Below are 15,821 nucleotides of genomic sequence, written 5' to 3'. Positions count from 1 at the left end.
TCCGTATCAAGAAAGCGGTCTGTTTTTATAAACGGTTTAGTTGCCCGAACTGTTATGTAAACAGTCCAGGCATTGGTGAGCGTCAGGTCTTAATTGGCGACAGGTTTGTCGTTCGGCTGTTGAACGTTTTCTTCCGGCATCTTGCGAAAGTACGTAGAGAGCAGGGCGCCCGAGATGTTGTGCCAGACGCTGAACAGCGCACTGGGAACCGCCGCCAGCGGTGAGAAGTGAGCGCTGGCCAGTGCTGCGCCCAGACCCGAGTTCTGCATGCCGACTTCCAGGGCCAGGGATTTGCGCTGCGGCAGCGGCAGCTTGAATACCTTGCCGGTGAAGTAGCCCAGCAGGAAACCGAAGGTGTTGTGCAGGATCACCACGGCCATGATCAGCAGGCCGGACTCGGCGATCTTCGCCTGACTGGCGGCTACCACGGCACAGACAATCAGCACGATGCTGACCACCGAAATCAGTGGCAGTACGTCGACCGCATGGCTGACCCGTGCACCGAGCAGACGCTGGGCGGCGACACCGAGGCAGATCGGCAGCATCACCAGTTGCAGGATCGACCAGAACATATCCAGGAAGGACACCGGCAGCCAGGCCGAGGCCAGGAACCAGATCAGGGCCGGGGTCAGCAACGGGGCGAGCAGGGTGGTGACGGCTGCGATGGCCACGGCCAGCGCCAGATCGCCCTTGGCCAGCCAGGCCATGACATTGGACGAAGTGCCGCTCGGGCAGCAACCGACCAGGATCACGCCAACGGCAATTTCCGGTGGCAGATGAAAGATCTGGCACAGCAACCAGGCAACGCCCGGCATGATCACGAAATGCGCGACCACACCCAGGGCCACGCGCCAGGGGTTGCGCACCACTTCAGAGAAATCTTCAAGCTTGAGGGTCAGGCCCATGCCGAACATGACCAGCCCCAGCAACGGGACAATCCAGCCTTTGAGGCCGATGAACACCTGAGGGAACAGGAACGCCAGAATGGCGAACAACAGCACCCAGTACGCAAACGTATTCCCTACAAAACGGCTCAAGGCTACCAGTGCCCGCATGGCTCGCTCCTTTTTCTGTATCCATAAAAGAGGCGCCGCCTATAGAGGCGGCGCGGTCCTGTTGCAGTCCAGACGGACGAATCAGATCCCTTGCGGGATTTCTTCGCCGCCCAGTGCTTCGAACAGCTCGGGCAGGAACTCGCCGAAGGTCAGCATCATCAGGGTGAAGCTGGCGTCCAGTTGGCCCAGGGCTTCGTCGCCGCCGTCCTGTTCTGCCTGATCCTGCAGCAGGTCCTCGAACTTCAGGCGCTTGACCACCAGCTTGTCGTCCAGCACGAACGACAGCTTGTCCTGCCAGGCCAGGGAAAGCTGGGTGACGACTTTGCCGGTGTTCAGGTGCAGCTGGATTTCATCGCTGGTCAGGTCCTGACGCTTGCAACGCACGATCCCGCCATCTTCGTGGGTGTCACGCAGTTCGCACTCGTCCAGAACGAAGAAGTTGTCGGCGGCTTTCTGGGTCTTGACCCAGTCGGTCATGATTGCGCTTGGCGCGGTCTTGACGGTCAGCGGACGAACCGGCAGCGAGCCGATGACTTCGCGCAGGGTCGACAGCAGGTCTTCGGCACGTTTCGGGCTGGAAGCGTTGACCAGAATCAGGCCCTGTTTCGGCGCGATGGCGGCAAAGGTCGCCGAGCGACGGATAAAGGCGCGAGGCAGGAAGGCCTGGATGATTTCATCCTTGATCTGGTCGCGCTCTTTCTTATAGACCTTGCGCATCTGTTCGGCTTCGATCTCGTCGACCTTTTCCTTCACTGCATCACGCACCACGCTGCCGGGCAGAATGCGCTCTTCCTTGCGCGCAGCAATCAGCAGGAAGTCCTGGCTGACGTGCACCAGTGGTGCGTCCTCGCCCTTGCCGAACGGCGCGACGAAACCGTAAGTGGTCAACTCCTGGCTGGCACAGGCGCGGGCCGGCTTGGTCGCCAATGCAGTTTCCAGCGCCTCGGCATCAAAAGGTACATCCTGGGTCAGGCGATAGATAAGCAGGTTTTTGAACCACATGAGGTGAATCTCTCCTTCCATACAAAGGAGGGCATTATTCGCTGCTCGGGCGTCCGGGCCAACCCTGCGCTAAGCCTTTGGAAGGATTATAAAAATTATTTAAAAAAGTGCTTGCCAGAGTATGGGTCGCTCCGTAGAATGCGCGCCACACCGAGAGTGAAGGGTGATTAGCTCAGCTGGGAGAGCATCTGCCTTACAAGCAGAGGGTCGGCGGTTCGATCCCGTCATCACCCACCAATCTCTCTCTTAGTGTTACGCGCAGCGGTAGTTCAGTCGGTTAGAATACCGGCCTGTCACGCCGGGGGTCGCGGGTTCGAGTCCCGTCCGCTGCGCCATATTCAGCTTCAAGGCCCTTGAACTCCTTGAAGCAACCAGAAAAGCGACCTTAGGGTCGCTTTTTTGCTTTCTGCTGTCCAGAAATCCATTCTCTCCTCGTTTAGGGGAATGCCGATCAATCAAGGCAAATACAGTCACTTGTGGGAGGGACTTTGGCCGCGACGACTTGCCTACAGGCAATACATTTTCAGCGTCTGAAAGCTGGCTGTCGCGGCCAAGGCCCCTCCCACGAGTACCTGCTTTGAACTGATCGGCATTTGCTCCTACGCCCACATCTTTCTGCTTATATTCATTTTTTGGATTAAGTGTCTTTGTATAAATCAATATTTATCATATTAGCTTATAGCGAAATAGAAGTTTTTCTACGCCATTGATTCCGTTATGTTTGGTTTCGACAGCCTACCCCTCACCTCGGATGGTACCAATCGTGATCAAGGTTCTGCGCGCATGCCATCGCGCAAACAGGCCAGGAGCCTGAGTTTGCAAGGCATGCCAGGGTGATCCACCACTGACCCCTGTTGCAGGATCGTTGGAAGGGAGTTCGATGTATGTTGCCAGCTCAATCCCGTTACCCGGGTTTCTCTCGCCCTGTCGCTGACAGGCGCTCTGCAGTATTCCAGCCACCCGCTCGTCCGGCTGCGCACCGTTAGCTTTCGTTTTGTCCCGGCTGTTTTCAGGTGTCGGGGCCGGATGCAGGCATCAACCCATAAATGCACTTCGCGCTGTCTCGATGACGGCGTGAGTGCCCGACCGCGCAATCTGGATGAGCGGGCTGCAATGGCGGCCCTTTGGAGTGGATGTGCAGAGAGTCTTACAGGATGTTCATGGGCCAAGGCGCGCCATGGGTCTGAATCCATTGGCTCTGGCCGTGGGCGGTATGCTGCTGGCCAGCACGGTTCAGGCGCAGGAAGCTGCGTCGAAGAGTGGCGATACCCTTTCTACTGTTGTGGTGACCGGTAACCGGGGGGCCGAGCAGCGCACGGTCACCAGCAGCCCGGTGCCGATCGATGTGGTCAGTGCCAGTCAATTGCAAAGCACCGGCAAGCCCGGCCTGATGGAAGCCCTGAGTGCGGTGATCCCATCCCTGACCCTGCCGGAAAAAACCGGCTGGGACGCCAGCGGCATGGCACGTGCGCCGAACCTGCGTGGCCTCAGTGCTGCCGAAGTGCTGGTCCTGGTCAATGGCAAGCGTCGCCACACCAGCGCAACCCTGAACATCAACGGTATCAACACGGGCGCGGCACCTGCCGATCTGGATTTCATTCCCATCAGCGCCATTGATCATGTCGAAGTGCTGCGCGACGGGGCTGCCGCTCAATACGGTTCCGACGCCATCGCCGGGGTGATCAATATCATCCTCAAGGCCGATACCAGCGGAACCGCTGTGACCAACGCGGGCATTGGGTATGACGGCAAGAAGCAGACGGTTCAGCAGAGCCTGAACAAGGGGTTCGAGATTGGCGATGGCGGCATCGTGCAGTTGGCGCTCGATGCCCGCAGCCAGAACGATGACAACAAGGCCAGTGCCAACGGCTACACCTACGAGCAGGCGCTGGATCGGGCGGGCAAGTCCACCTATGGCGGCTACGGTACACCGAAGATCAACCTGCTGACCCTGGGCTATAACGCGGAACTGCCGGTCAGCGACGACCTCAGCCTTTACTCGTTCACCACTTACTCACGGCGCAAGGCCGAGCAAGGCCAGAATTTTCGTCTGCCGACCATCACTAACACCATTACCACCGGCCCCAACGGATACCCGGCCGGTTATGTGCCGATCTGGTACATCGACGAGGAGGATTTCCAGGCGGCGTTCGGTGCCAAGGGCCAGGTCGGCGAGTGGGACTGGGACCTGTCTTCCACTTATGGACGCAACGAAGCCGAGCAGGGTACCGAGCGTAACCAGAACCCTTCACTGGGCGAGGCAACCCCCAACCATTTCACTTCCGGCACCTGGATTGCCACCGAGCTGACGACCAACCTGGACTTCAAGCGCGGCTTCGATGTCGGCCTGCAAAAACCTCTGGATCTGTCTTACGGCTTCGAGCATCGCCGTGACGGGTATGAGGTCCAGGAAGGTGACTGGGCTTCCTATGCCAATGGGGGATATTGCGTCGCGCCGGGCAACTGCGCTTCTTCCGGAGCGCAGGTGACCAACGGTATTTCTCCCGACGAAGCCAGCAGTGCCACCCGCAACAGCGTCGCCAGTTATGTCGATGTAGGTTTCAACCCGTTGCCGCAGTGGTATCTGGGCACGGCGCTGCGCTATGAGCACTACAACCAGGGCGTGGGCGCGACCCGCAGCGGCAAGCTGACCACCCGTTATGACTTCACCCCCGAGTTCGCTGTGCGGGCGACCGTGAGCAATGGCTTCCGTGCGCCCTCGCTGGCCAACAGTCTGTTCAGTGCCCGCTCGACGACCTATGGCGTGGTGAATGGCGTCTACCAGTCCATCAACTTTGGCGTGTTGCCGGTCGCCTCGGATGCGGCTCGAGCCCTGGGGGCCGAAGACCTCAAGCCTGAGCGCTCCACCAACTTCAGCCTGGGCTTCACCCTGACGCCAACCGAGCGTCTGAGCCTCACCACCGATGCCTATGTGATCAACATTCGTGACCGCATCACCCTGACCGGCACGCTGCTGGGCAATGAAGTCACTCAGGTGTTGCAGGACAACGGCGTCAACTCGACCTCGGGTGGCCAGTACTTCATCAATGGTGCCGATACCCGGACCAAAGGCGTGGACGTGGTCGGTAACTACAGTCAGGACCTGGGCGCGTTCGGTTCGGTGAAGTGGACGGCGGCGTTCAACTGGAACCAGACCGAAATCCTCAGCTACAAGGCCTCCACCACCATTCTCGGTACTTCCTATGACCTGATGGATCGTGAAGCCCGCAATGTCATTACCGGCATTCAGCCCAAGACCAAGCTGATTCTGGGCGGCGACTGGAGCATCGACAGGTTCACTATCAACCTGGCCCTGACCCGCTATGGCTCCTACAAGGAGGTCAATGATTCCGGCGACCGCTCTCTGGATCGTATCTACGCGGCCAAATGGATCACCGATCTGGACGTCGGCTACAACCTCACCAAAGACCTGAACATCGCCGTGGGTGCCAAGAACCTGTTCGACGTCTACCCCAAGAAACAGGGCATCCCCAGCAACACCATGACCAGTAGCTACGGCACATACTCACCCTTCGGTTTTACCGGTGGTTACTACTACACCCGCCTGACGTATGCCTTTTGAACGGGCGCACCGTCACCGCGCCCCTGCTGTTCGACATCAATGAAACACGATCACGTGTGATTGCGTACGAGGAACCCGAGATGCCCATTGTCGCCAAACCGTTCGACCTCCGAGAGGGGACTCACTACAAGGTATCCGATGCTCAGGCAGCGGTTCCTGTCGGGACTTTGCAGGTGGTTCCGGCCCGTCATCCCTGGCGTTGGGTGGGGTCTTTTTTTGCGGCACTGGTGCTGCTGGGGATTGTCCATTCGCTGGCCACCAACCCGCGCTGGGAGTGGGATGTGTTCGCCAAATGGTTTTTCTCGCCCTCGGTATTGCGCGGGTTGGGGCAGACCTTACTGCTCACGGTGTTGAGCACGGTATTCAGTGTCCTGCTGGGAACGGTGCTGGCACTGGCGCGCCTGTCGAAGTCGCCGTTGCTGGCATCGCTGGCCTGGGGCTACATCTGGTTTTTCCGTTCCATGCCAGCGCTGCTGGTATTGATCATCCTCTACAACTTTGCCTACCTCTACGATCACATCGTGCTGGGCGTGCCGTTCACCGGGATCGTGCTGGCCGAGTGGTCCACCGTCGACGTGTTGAGCCAGTTCACCGTGGCGGTGCTGGGCCTGAGCCTGATGCAGGCGGCCTATACCGCAGAGATCATTCGTGGCGGCATCATCAGCGTCGACAACGGCCAACATGAAGCAGCGGCTGCGCTGGGACTGCCGGCACAGCGGCGGATTTTCCGCATCATCCTGCCTCAGGCCCTGCGCTCGATCCTGCCTTCGGGGTTCAACGAAATCATCGGACTGGTCAAGGGCACTGCCATCGTTTACGTGCTGGCGCTGCCGGACCTGTTCTACACCGTGCAGGTCATCTACAACCGCACCCAGGCGGTGATTCCGCTGCTGATCGTCGCCACGGTCTGGTACCTGATCATCACCACCTTGCTGACTTGTGCCCAGTATTACATCGAGCGCCATTTTGCCCGTGGCACGGCGCGTGTCCTGCCGCCGACGCCCTTGCAGCGCCTGCGTCACTGGTTCAAGGAGAAGACCCATGGCTGAGTCGGCAACGGCTGTGCGAGCAGGGCGGATCCAGATCCAGAACGTGGGCAAGCGTTTCGGTAATCAGGAGGTGCTGCGCAACATCGACCTGACCATTGAGCCGGGCAAGGTCACGGTCATTCTCGGGCCTTCCGGTTCCGGCAAGTCGACCCTGCTCAGGACTATCAATCACCTGGAGAAAATCGACAGCGGGCACATCACCATCGACGGTGAATATGTCGGCTATCGCCGCCAGGGCAACCTGCTCTATGAGCTCAAGGAAAGCGAGATTCTCAAGCGTCGCATCGACGTGGGTTTCGTGTTCCAGAACTTCAACCTGTTCCCGCACCTGACGGCCTGGGAAAACATCGCCGAAGCCCCTCTGGCCCACAAGCGCTGGAGCAAATCCGAGGCCCGCGACCGGGCACTGGAGCTGCTGGGCAAGGTAGGCCTGCAAGACAAGGCCGACGCTTATCCACGGCAGCTTTCCGGTGGTCAACAGCAGCGTGTAGCCATCGCCCGTGCCCTGGCGCTCGATCCCAAAGTGCTGCTGTTCGATGAGCCGACTTCCGCGCTGGACCCGGAGCTGGTGGGTGAAGTGCTGGACGTTATCAAAGGCCTGACCCGATTGGGCGTGACCCTGGTGGTCGTGACCCACGAAATCGGCTTTGCCAAAGAAGTGGCCGACCATGTGGTGTTTCTCTGCGAGGGCCAATTGATCGAAGAAGGACCTCCCGAACAGATATTTCGCCAACCCCGCCATCCTCGCACCATCGCCTTTCTGGGCAAGGTGTTGTGAATATTTCGAGTGTTAAAGGAGTGACTTCGCATGCTTGCACATACCACGCGCCTGGCGCTGCTGACGATAGCCATCGGCCTGGCTCAACCTGTGTTGGCCGCTGAACGTGCTACGCCGCCGACCGTGCAAAAGATCAATCTGAGCCCTGACCAGCAGCGCATCCGCGCGCCACGCAACGAGGAAGCCATTGCGCAGATTCCACAGGGCTTCAAGTTCGCCCAGCCGGGCAAATTCACGGTTGCCGTCTCCGGAACTGCCGGGCCGCCCCTGGCGCTGCTGGCCTCCGACGACAAGACCACCATCGGCAGCGAAGCCGACACCGCGCAACTGGTGGCCGACAGCCTTGGCCTGCAACTCAATGTGGTACAGGCCAGTTGGGAAGACTGGCCGCTGGGCGTCAGCTCGGGCAAATACGATGCGGTGATCAGCAACGTGACCGTGACCGAGGCCCGCAAGAAGCGCTTTGATTTCGCAACCTATCGGCAGGACGTGCTGGGCTTCTATGTGAAGGCCAACAGCAAGATTACTTCCATCAAGCAGGCCAGCGACATTGCCGGGCTGAAGATCATCGTCGGCTCCGGCACCAATCAGGAGAAAGTCCTGCTGGCCTGGAACGAAGAAAACGAGAAGGCCGGGATCAAGCCCGCCTTGTTGCAGTACTACGACGACGTGGCGGCTGCGCAACTGGCCGTTCAATCGGGGCGCGTCGATGCCACCTTTGGTCCCAATGCGCTGTCGGCCTATTCCCAGGCCTTGACCAATGGCATCCGTCTGGTGGGCATCGTCAACGGTGGCTGGCCGCGTCGCGCCGATATCGCAGTGACCACGCGCAAGGACAACGGCTTGGTCAAGCCGATCCACACTGCGCTTCAGGGCGTGATTGCCGGTGGGCAATACGATCAGGTGCTCAAGCGCTGGGGGCTGGATGTGGAGCGCATCGATCAATCGGAAATCAACCCGCCAGGTTTGCCGGATTGAGTCATTCAGGGAGGACATGAGCATGGGACTGACACGACGTGAAGCGCTTTCGAGCATTGCGGCAGTAGGTGGCGAGCAAGCGGTCAAGGGTGCGCTGGCGGCGCTGGGGCTGGGGCCTTCGTCGCATCGGCGGCCACAACCCTTGAAGCTGAAAGCCGATACGGGGCAGGGTGCAAGCGTGCTGGTACTGGGTGCCGGGATCGCCGGGCTGGTCACGGCGCTGGAACTGACTCGCGCCGGGTTCAAGGTGCAAGTGCTGGAGGCCCGCAACCGCGTGGGTGGCCGCACCTGGACCCTGCGCAACGGCGATAAGGTCGATTACCTCGATGGCCGCACGCAAACCGCACAGTTCGATCAGGGGCTGTATTTCAATGCCGGGCCTGCGCGGATTCCGAGTCAGCACCGGACCTTGCTCGACTATTGCAGCGAACTGGGGGTGCCTCTGGAAGTGCTGGTCAACACCAGTCATGGCGCGCAAGTGCGTCCTGATCTGGAGCGGCCTGCTTTCACGGTAGGGCAGGCGCTCAACGATGCTCGCGGGCATCTGTCCGGATTGCTGGCCAAGGCGGTGCAGCGTGATGCACTGGACGATGTCTTGAGCGCTGAAGAGCGCACTCGTCTGCTGGTGTTTCTGCAGGTCTATGGCGACCTGTCTCAGGAACTGGCCTACGAAGGCAGCATTCGCTCCGGCCATCAGGACTCACCCAGCCATCCGGGTGCCTTGCCGGGGAGTCTGGCACCGGTAACGCTGGATCGACTGCTGCATCCCGAGTTGTGGGGCGCGTTACTGCATTCCGAGTTTCCCGAATTCTCGGCCACCATGTTTCAGCCGGTGGGCGGCATGGATCGCATCACCGACGCGTTCTACAGTCGCCTGACCGATCAGGTGCAACTGGGCGCACAGGTGCGTCGCATCCGCCAGCTTGAGGACGGTGTGGCGGTCACTTATCACGATCAGCACAGCGGCCGTGAGCAAGTAGTACGTGCCGACTATCTGGTATCCACCTTGCCGCTGCCACTGCTAGCCAGGCTCGACACGGATTTCAGTGATCCGGTCAAGGCCGCGCTGCTCAGCACTCACAATGGCCACGCAACCAAGGTGGCCTGGCAGTCACCGCGCTTCTGGGAAAGCGAGTACCGCACCTATGGCGGGATTTCCTGGATCGAGCATCCAGCGCGACTGCTCTGGTATCCCAGCAATGACCTCAATACCCGCGAGGGTCTGCTGGTGGCCGGCTACGTCACGGGCGAGGGGGCCGATACTTTCGGCACCCAGCCTCTCGACACCCAGTTTGCGACCTCCCGTGAAGCGGTGGAATTACTTCACCCCGGTTATTCGCAGCAGTTGCGCAATCCACTGGCAGTGTCCTGGGAGCAGATCCCCTACAGCGAAGGCCCGTGGTTGCAGCGCGAACTGTTTCCGGCCCGGGCCAGCGCCTTGCTGGAAGAGGCCCATGGCCGGGTGTATTTCGCAGGCGACGGGCTTGTGCAAAGCGGGGTTGGCATCTGGCAGGAATCGGCAGCCAACTCGGCACGCCATGTGGTGGCGCAATTGGGCGAACGGGTTATCCAGCAGCGACAGAAAGCCGCTATCGACGCATGACTATCCATTGAAGGAGCAACAACCATGAGCGACCAGATCAAACGCACCAGTGTCGGTGACTTTCCCATCTCGCAGACTGTGACCGTTCCTGCATCGGCCAGCCTGATATTCGTCAGCGGCACCTTGCCGGATGTCGCCGACCCGCAAGCCCCCAAGGGCACGCCGGCGGCGTTCGGCAATACCGAAACCCAGACCGTTTCGGTGTTCAACAAGATCCGCAATATCCTCCGGCAACAGGACCTGGATCTGGGCGATATCGTGCAATTGCGGGTGTTTCTGGTGGGCGCTGAAGAAACCGGCGGCAAGCTGGATTTCGCCGGTTTGCAGGCGGGCTACACGCAGTTTTTCGGCACGGCTGAACAGCCCAACAAACCGGCGCGCACTGCGCTGCAAGTCGTCGCCCTGCCATTGCCGGGCGCTCTGGTGGAAATCGAGGCCATCGCTGCCAGAACAGCGTAAGGCTTCACGCTTTTTCCCGGATTTTTTCAAACCTAACACATCGGATACCGGGGTTCGGGCGCGTAGCGCTCAAAACCTGGCGGGGCTTTGCGTGCCTGCGAAATGCCGACAAGGATGAACGATGACTCATCAGCGTGCAGCGTTACAGAGTGGCAGTGTGCAAAGGCAGTCATGGTTGAGTGGCTTGCTGATGATCGGGCTGGCGGGCGAATCGGTTCTGGCGCAGGAAGCCAGTACCCAGGCATCACAGGATGCCCGGCTGGAAAAGGTCGAAGTGGTGGGCGCACGAGTGACCCAGGCGGACGAGGCCATCGGCACCGACCAGATCAGCAATACCTTGTCCATTTCCCATCAGGCCTTGCTGTCGGCGCCAGCGGGAACTTCCGGCCTGAAGATGCTCGAAGCCTTGCCGGGCTTCAACGTGCAGGTCAACGATGCGCTGGGTTTGTACGAGTTCGGTAACTCGGTGTTCGTAAGGGCCTTCAACTTTCAGCAGATCGGTTTCTCCATCGACGGCGTGCCGCTGGGGCGCAGCGACCAGTTTGGCGGCAGCCCGATCTATCGCTATGTGGATAACGAAAATACCCAACGGGTGACCGCTTCCACCGGCGCGGGCGATGTCTCGCAGCCGGGCTATACCTCGCTTGGGCCTTACGTTGATTACGTCTCGTCCAACCCGGCTCGCGAAAGCGGGATCAGCACGTCCTACACGCTGGGCAGCGACAGCCTGCGACGCAGTTTCATCAAGCTGGAAACCGGCGAGTACCAAGGGCTTTCAGCCTATTTCAGCCGCTCGAAAATCGACGGTGATTTATGGCGCGGCCCCGGCACCATCGACCGCGAACACCTTGAAGGCAAGGTTCGCTATGAGTTCGGCGACGGGCATGAATTGTTGTTCCGTGCTGTGCATAACGACTTTTTCGACTACGACTCGCCGTATGTGAATCTGGCGCAGTACAACGGCACCGCCAATGACGAGTTCGGTCGATCCGGCCGCGACTTCGCTTATCTGGGCGAGCTTCCCGATCTACCGGAAACGGCCGCGGGCGTGCCTTACAGCAACGCCGGCTACAACCAGTATTACAAACAGGCGATCAACCAGCGCCGGGATACGCTCTACAGCCTGACCGGCAATTTCCAGCTCAACCCGGATCTGGAAAGCCGCACCAGCGTCTATTACGAGGCCAAGAAAGGTTATGGGGTTTCACCTGAAGCCTATGCCACGTCGCTGGCTCTGCATAACGCCCAGAGCGGCAGCGTGGCGGGACTGGTTGCGCCGCGTGGCGTGCAGTACGGGCTTTCCGCCCTCAGTGGCCATCGTTATGGCGCACTCAGCAGCCTGACCTGGCATGTGGGCAACCATGCCATCGAAACCGGCGTCTGGGTTGAAAAGGATGTCTTCAATCGCTTGCAGGCGCGTTACAACCTGGTGGATGGCAGCCCGGCAGGTACGGTGTTGCGCAACGAGCCGGTGCACTTGCAAGGGGATTTCAGTTCGACCCGTGACTCTGTGCAGTTCCACCTCAAGGACACCTGGACCCTGCTCGATGACCGGCTGAGGTTGCAATACGGTTTCAAACGCCTGGAACTGGATTACCGCATCGAAGGCTATCGCAATGCGGGTGATTACATCGCCAACCGGCAACCGCGCCTGAGCACGTCATGGAACGATCACTTCCTGCCGCAGGTGGGGTTTGTCTATGACGTGACGGCCAACTCTCAGGTGTTTGCGTCCTATTCGGAAAACATGGCGCTACCCCGTGGTGCCGATGATGTATTTCGCGCTGCCAGCCCGAACGCTCCGGCACCTGAAGCCGAAACCTCGAAAAACTACGAAGTGGGTTATCGCCTCAACCGGCCGACCTTCAACGCTTCCTGGGCCTTTTATCGCACCGAGTTCGATAACCGCCTGCAAGCCTTTGCCTCGCCGGTGGCGGGCAGCAGCACGGTGGAAACGTTCTTCCAGAATGTCGGCAAGGCAGAGGCCTATGGCACGGAGCTCAGCGGGCAATGGAAGCCACCGGTTCTGGCGAACAAGGTCGTGCTCAACGGCAACCTGACCTACAACATTGCCCGCTTCAAGGACGATGCCGCCGGTTTTGCCCTGCGTGACAATGACATCCCCGACAGCCCTCGCTGGCTGGCGCAGGCGGGTGTAACCTACGAATTGCAGCCGTGGGCCGTGCTGAATTTTTCGGCCCGCCATATCGGTTCGCGCTACAGCAATTTCACCAATACCGAGTCGGTGCCGGGCTACACGCTCTACAACGCCTATCTGGACCTGGGGGGCGACAACCTGCGTTACGGGCCGCTCAAGAGCGTCAAGCTGCGCTTCAACATCGACAACCTGTTCGACAAGGATTATCTGGGCTACATCCTGACCAGCACCAGCGGGCCTGCTTTCTATCGACCCGGCTCGCCCCGCACCTTCCAGACCACCCTGAGTGCGGAGTTCTGAGCCATGACCTGCAAACGTTTTCTGTCTTGCCTGGCCCCTCTGGCGCTGGTCATCGCGTCTCAAGCCGCCTTTGCTGACGATGAAGTGCGCGCCAGCACCCTGGAACTGCACAAACGCCTGCTGGTGCTCGACAGCCATCTGGATACACCGATGCAGCTTTCGCGGCCCGGCTGGGACATTCTGGCCCGGCACACTTACCGTGAAGATGGCAGCCAGGTGGATCTGCCACGCATGATCGATGGTGGCCTGGATGGTGGCTTCTGGGTGATCTACACCGCACCCGGCCCTCGCACCGAAGAGGGCCGGGCCTATGCCAGCCACTACGGCCTTGCCATGCTGGCGCGGATTCGCGACCTGGCCAATCGCTCCCCGGACACGTTCGAGCTGGCCCTGACCGCCGCCGATGCCCGACGCATTGCTGCGCAAGGCAAGCGCGTGGTGTTTATCAGCATGGAAAACGCCGACCCGTTGGGGACGGACCCGCAACTGATCCAGACCTATTACCGACAAGGCCTGCGCATGCTGGGCCTGGTGCATTTCAGCACCAATGAGATTGCCGATTCGGCCACGGCCTTGCCCGAGTGGAACGGCCTGAGCCCCAAAGGGCGTGATCTGGTCGCTGCGGCCAATCGTCTGGGGATTCTGCTGGATGTTTCCCATGCGTCGGACGCGGTGTTCGATCAGGTATTGGCCACCTCGAAGGCGCCCGTCATCGCTTCCCACACCAGCAGCAAGGCGGTCAACGCGCACCCACGCAACCTTGACGATGAGAGGCTGCGACAACTGGCGGCCAAGGGTGGTGTGGTGCAGGTCAACAGCTACGGCGATTATCTGATACCCCAGAAGGTCGATCCCGAGCGGCAGAAGGCACTGGCACCGCTCTATGCCCGTTATCGGAACCTGGCAGCCCTGTCGTCCGATCAGGTCAAGGAATTGCACAGCGAAGTCGCTGCGATCAAAAAGCGTTACGGCCCGGCCAAGCCCGACTTTGACGTGTTCATGAAACACCTGCTGCATATCCTCGATGTGGTGGGGCCTGAACATGTGGGCATCGGTGCTGACTGGGATGGCGGTGGCGGGGTGGTGGGGCTGGAAGATGTCAGCCTGTTGCCGAAAATCAGTGAGCGCCTGCTGCGAGCGGGTTATACCGAGAAGGACCTTGCCAATATCTGGGGCGAGAACCTGCTGCGGGTTCTTCAGGCGGCGCAGGATGCGGGCCAGCCGCAGCAGGCCGGGCTGTAAACAAGCGCTCGATGTCATATCCGAATATGTCATCTCTTCCTTAGGAGCTCCTTACGCTTTGGACTCACTCAGTCCCGGGCTATCAAGGAGCTTTCATATGCAACCCAGACTACGACGCACCAGGCGGTCTATTGCTTCTCATCCACGCATGCCTGCGCTCAGCGAGCCCTTCGATCATCCCGATGATGTGGCGCGCTATGTCCATGAAGTCATCGGTAACAGGCGTGATCGGGAATACGGCGGTTTCATTCTTGTGCGTAACGATGGCAAGTACGTCGCCACCGAACCCATGGCCGGCAATACCTTTGAGTTCAATCCCAATGAGGTCTTTCCAAGTGCCGGGCAGGAGGGGTATGTCCTTTATCCGGCGGGGTATTCCGATTATGCGATCTATCACTCTCACCCTTCGCTGTTTGCCGGCCTCAATGAGTGGTCTGAAAGTGAAAAGGCCACCTACCCGAACAGCCTTTCCGTGGCCGATATCCATGCGGTGATCGATGATCATGAAGTCTGTTCAGTGACCTATCTGTCCGGGCCGGATGGCTCGCTGATCAAATACACCCTGTCGCATTCCGAAGCGGAGCAGGCCCTTTTCAGGAGGGTGTCCGGTCCGGCTGACAGGCCTCACCAATGCGTGCTCAGCGACGTACACAGGGGATTGCAGGCGCAAACTCTCATGCCCAGCGATCTGGTCCGGATGCTGGCCCAGGCCGGAGATTTGCACGTGGTAGTGACCAGTCGCCTATGGGGCAAGCCGGGCAGGGTAGCCCATGACTGGCAGCCTTATCCGCCAATGCCTGCGCCTGCTGTCTGCGAGACGGTCTGGCCGCTGAAGCCGTTGCTCCTGAGCCCGGAATTCCCCAGTGCCGATGAAGCTGCACGCTATGTGCATGGCCGGATCGGGCCCCGGGCTCATTCACAGGCCATCGGTTTTTTGCTGATCGATCCGCAGCGGGGCGTGTACCGGGCGGCGGCCCCGCGGCTGGAAGACGGGAGCATGGTCTACGCGCCTTGTTCGGCATTCCATCCCGACGCCTACTACCGACCACCGCTGCCTGAAGGTTATCGTATCTGTGGCATGTATTTTTCGCCCGATACCGTGATTGCCGAGGGCGAGCGGCTTGAAAGGCGCAACTTCTTTCAGCCGGATGATCTGCACCGCATGTTTGAGTATCGCTATATACCGCCCCGTCGCTCGAAATGGGTGCCGGTGCGCTATGGCTTCACGATGTCCGAGGTTTACTTCTCGTCCCCCGATGGGGCCTTGCTGGGCTATACGCCCAGTCATTCGGCCCTTGAATATCAGTTGCTCAGGCAGCTTTCGCGGGTTTATTCGGGAAGCGAGTCGATACAGGCGCAACTGGCTGCCGGCACACTTGGATGGACTGACTTTGTACGCCGGGTGGCGCAGGCGGGGCGGCTGCGGGTGATAAACCGCAGCCAAAACTGGCCGACAGCGGGTGTGGTTGTCCCGCCTGTATCGCAACCGGGAAACTGAACTGCGACTGAACGGTGCCGTGTAAACCTGAGAAAACCTTTATTTACCTGAACTTATCGAGCTTGCGCGCCTCTCATGCCGGTAGCCATTGATCGCGGCGGCCTGATAAGCTCGCG

Annotated in this window: 11 protein-coding genes and 2 tRNA genes; 11 read left to right on the top strand and 2 right to left on the bottom strand. The window is 59.9% G+C overall.

The features are described from left to right. Window positions 1-89: 89 nt before the first annotated feature. Together CKW23_RS08995 and rdgC are read right to left on the bottom strand one after the other, a co-directional pair. Complete coding sequence (locus tag CKW23_RS08995) at window positions 90-1,055, bottom strand: bile acid:sodium symporter family protein (protein ID WP_025261165.1); 966 nt, start codon at window positions 1,053-1,055, stop codon at window positions 90-92. Between the two features lie 81 nt (window positions 1,056-1,136). Beyond that, the gene (rdgC, locus tag CKW23_RS08990) at window positions 1,137-2,057 is read right to left on the bottom strand and encodes a recombination-associated protein RdgC (RefSeq protein WP_095067445.1); all 921 of its coding nucleotides are present in this window, start codon (window positions 2,055-2,057) and stop codon (window positions 1,137-1,139) included. A 161-nt stretch (window positions 2,058-2,218) separates the two neighbouring features. On the opposite strand from rdgC, the gene CKW23_RS08985 reads away from it, so the two are divergent. From CKW23_RS08985 to CKW23_RS08935, 11 genes are all read left to right on the top strand, one after another. Next, window positions 2,219-2,294: transfer RNA gene (locus tag CKW23_RS08985), tRNA-Val, on the top strand. A 21-nt stretch (window positions 2,295-2,315) separates the two neighbouring features. After that, window positions 2,316-2,392 (top strand) — tRNA-Asp (locus CKW23_RS08980). 842 nt (window positions 2,393-3,234) lie between these two features. Beyond that, entirely contained in the window at window positions 3,235-5,640 is a 2,406-nt protein-coding gene (locus CKW23_RS08975) for a TonB-dependent siderophore receptor (protein WP_095067444.1), read from the top strand. An 80-nt stretch (window positions 5,641-5,720) separates the two neighbouring features. Continuing rightward, complete coding sequence (locus CKW23_RS08970) at window positions 5,721-6,689, top strand: amino acid ABC transporter permease (protein ID WP_095067557.1); 969 nt, start codon at window positions 5,721-5,723, stop codon at window positions 6,687-6,689. Further along, window positions 6,682-7,467, top strand: a complete 786-nt coding sequence (locus CKW23_RS08965) for an amino acid ABC transporter ATP-binding protein (RefSeq protein WP_095067443.1) — start codon at window positions 6,682-6,684, stop codon at window positions 7,465-7,467. Before CKW23_RS08970 ends, CKW23_RS08965 begins: the two co-directional genes overlap by 8 nt. 30 nt (window positions 7,468-7,497) lie before the next feature. Next, a complete protein-coding gene (locus CKW23_RS08960; protein ID WP_025261160.1) occupies window positions 7,498-8,445 on the top strand; it encodes an ABC transporter substrate-binding protein in 948 nt (315 codons plus the stop codon). Window positions 8,446-8,467: 22 nt separating this feature from the next. Then, a complete protein-coding gene (locus tag CKW23_RS08955) occupies window positions 8,468-10,048 on the top strand; it encodes an FAD-dependent oxidoreductase (protein ID WP_095067556.1) in 1,581 nt (526 codons plus the stop codon). Between the two features lie 24 nt (window positions 10,049-10,072). After that, window positions 10,073-10,507 carry a RidA family protein gene (locus tag CKW23_RS08950; RefSeq protein WP_025261158.1) on the top strand — a complete coding sequence of 145 codons (435 nt, stop codon included), beginning with the start codon at window positions 10,073-10,075 and terminating at the stop codon, window positions 10,505-10,507. Window positions 10,508-10,628: 121 nt separating this feature from the next. Next, entirely contained in the window at window positions 10,629-12,965 is a 2,337-nt protein-coding gene (locus CKW23_RS08945; RefSeq protein ID WP_025261157.1) for a TonB-dependent receptor, read from the top strand. Between the two features lie 3 nt (window positions 12,966-12,968). Continuing rightward, window positions 12,969-14,207, top strand: coding sequence for a dipeptidase (locus CKW23_RS08940; protein WP_025261156.1), 1,239 nt, complete (start codon window positions 12,969-12,971; stop codon window positions 14,205-14,207). 97 nt (window positions 14,208-14,304) lie between these two features. Beyond that, the gene (locus tag CKW23_RS08935) at window positions 14,305-15,705 is read left to right on the top strand and encodes a DUF4329 domain-containing protein (RefSeq protein ID WP_025261155.1); all 1,401 of its coding nucleotides are present in this window, start codon (window positions 14,305-14,307) and stop codon (window positions 15,703-15,705) included. Window positions 15,706-15,821: the final 116 nt, after the last annotated feature.

The sequence above is a fragment of the Pseudomonas sp. Irchel 3A18 genome (assembly GCF_900187465.1).
GTDB lineage: Bacteria > Pseudomonadota > Gammaproteobacteria > Pseudomonadales > Pseudomonadaceae > Aquipseudomonas > Aquipseudomonas cichorii.
The sequence above is the reverse complement of the archived record's forward strand: the minus strand, read 5'-3'. Positions and strand labels throughout refer to the sequence as shown.

Bases quoted from the DNA above. Each gene is read 5' to 3' on its own strand.
- CKW23_RS08950 (WP_025261158.1), top strand. From the start codon at position 10,073: ATGAGCGACCAGATCAAACGCACCAGTGTCGGTGACTTTCCCATCTCG.
- CKW23_RS08960 (WP_025261160.1), top strand. From the start codon at position 7,498: ATGCTTGCACATACCACGCGCCTGGCGCTGCTGACGATAGCCATCGGC.
- rdgC (WP_095067445.1), bottom strand. From the start codon at position 2,057: ATGTGGTTCAAAAACCTGCTTATCTATCGCCTGACCCAGGATGTACCT.
- CKW23_RS08935 (WP_025261155.1), top strand. From the start codon at position 14,305: ATGCAACCCAGACTACGACGCACCAGGCGGTCTATTGCTTCTCATCCA.
- CKW23_RS08975 (WP_095067444.1), top strand. From the start codon at position 3,235: ATGGGTCTGAATCCATTGGCTCTGGCCGTGGGCGGTATGCTGCTGGCC.
- CKW23_RS08970 (WP_095067557.1), top strand. From the start codon at position 5,721: ATGCCCATTGTCGCCAAACCGTTCGACCTCCGAGAGGGGACTCACTAC.
- CKW23_RS08945 (WP_025261157.1), top strand. From the start codon at position 10,629: ATGACTCATCAGCGTGCAGCGTTACAGAGTGGCAGTGTGCAAAGGCAG.
- CKW23_RS08995 (WP_025261165.1), bottom strand. From the start codon at position 1,055: ATGCGGGCACTGGTAGCCTTGAGCCGTTTTGTAGGGAATACGTTTGCG.
- CKW23_RS08955 (WP_095067556.1), top strand. From the start codon at position 8,468: ATGGGACTGACACGACGTGAAGCGCTTTCGAGCATTGCGGCAGTAGGT.
- CKW23_RS08965 (WP_095067443.1), top strand. From the start codon at position 6,682: ATGGCTGAGTCGGCAACGGCTGTGCGAGCAGGGCGGATCCAGATCCAG.
- CKW23_RS08940 (WP_025261156.1), top strand. From the start codon at position 12,969: ATGACCTGCAAACGTTTTCTGTCTTGCCTGGCCCCTCTGGCGCTGGTC.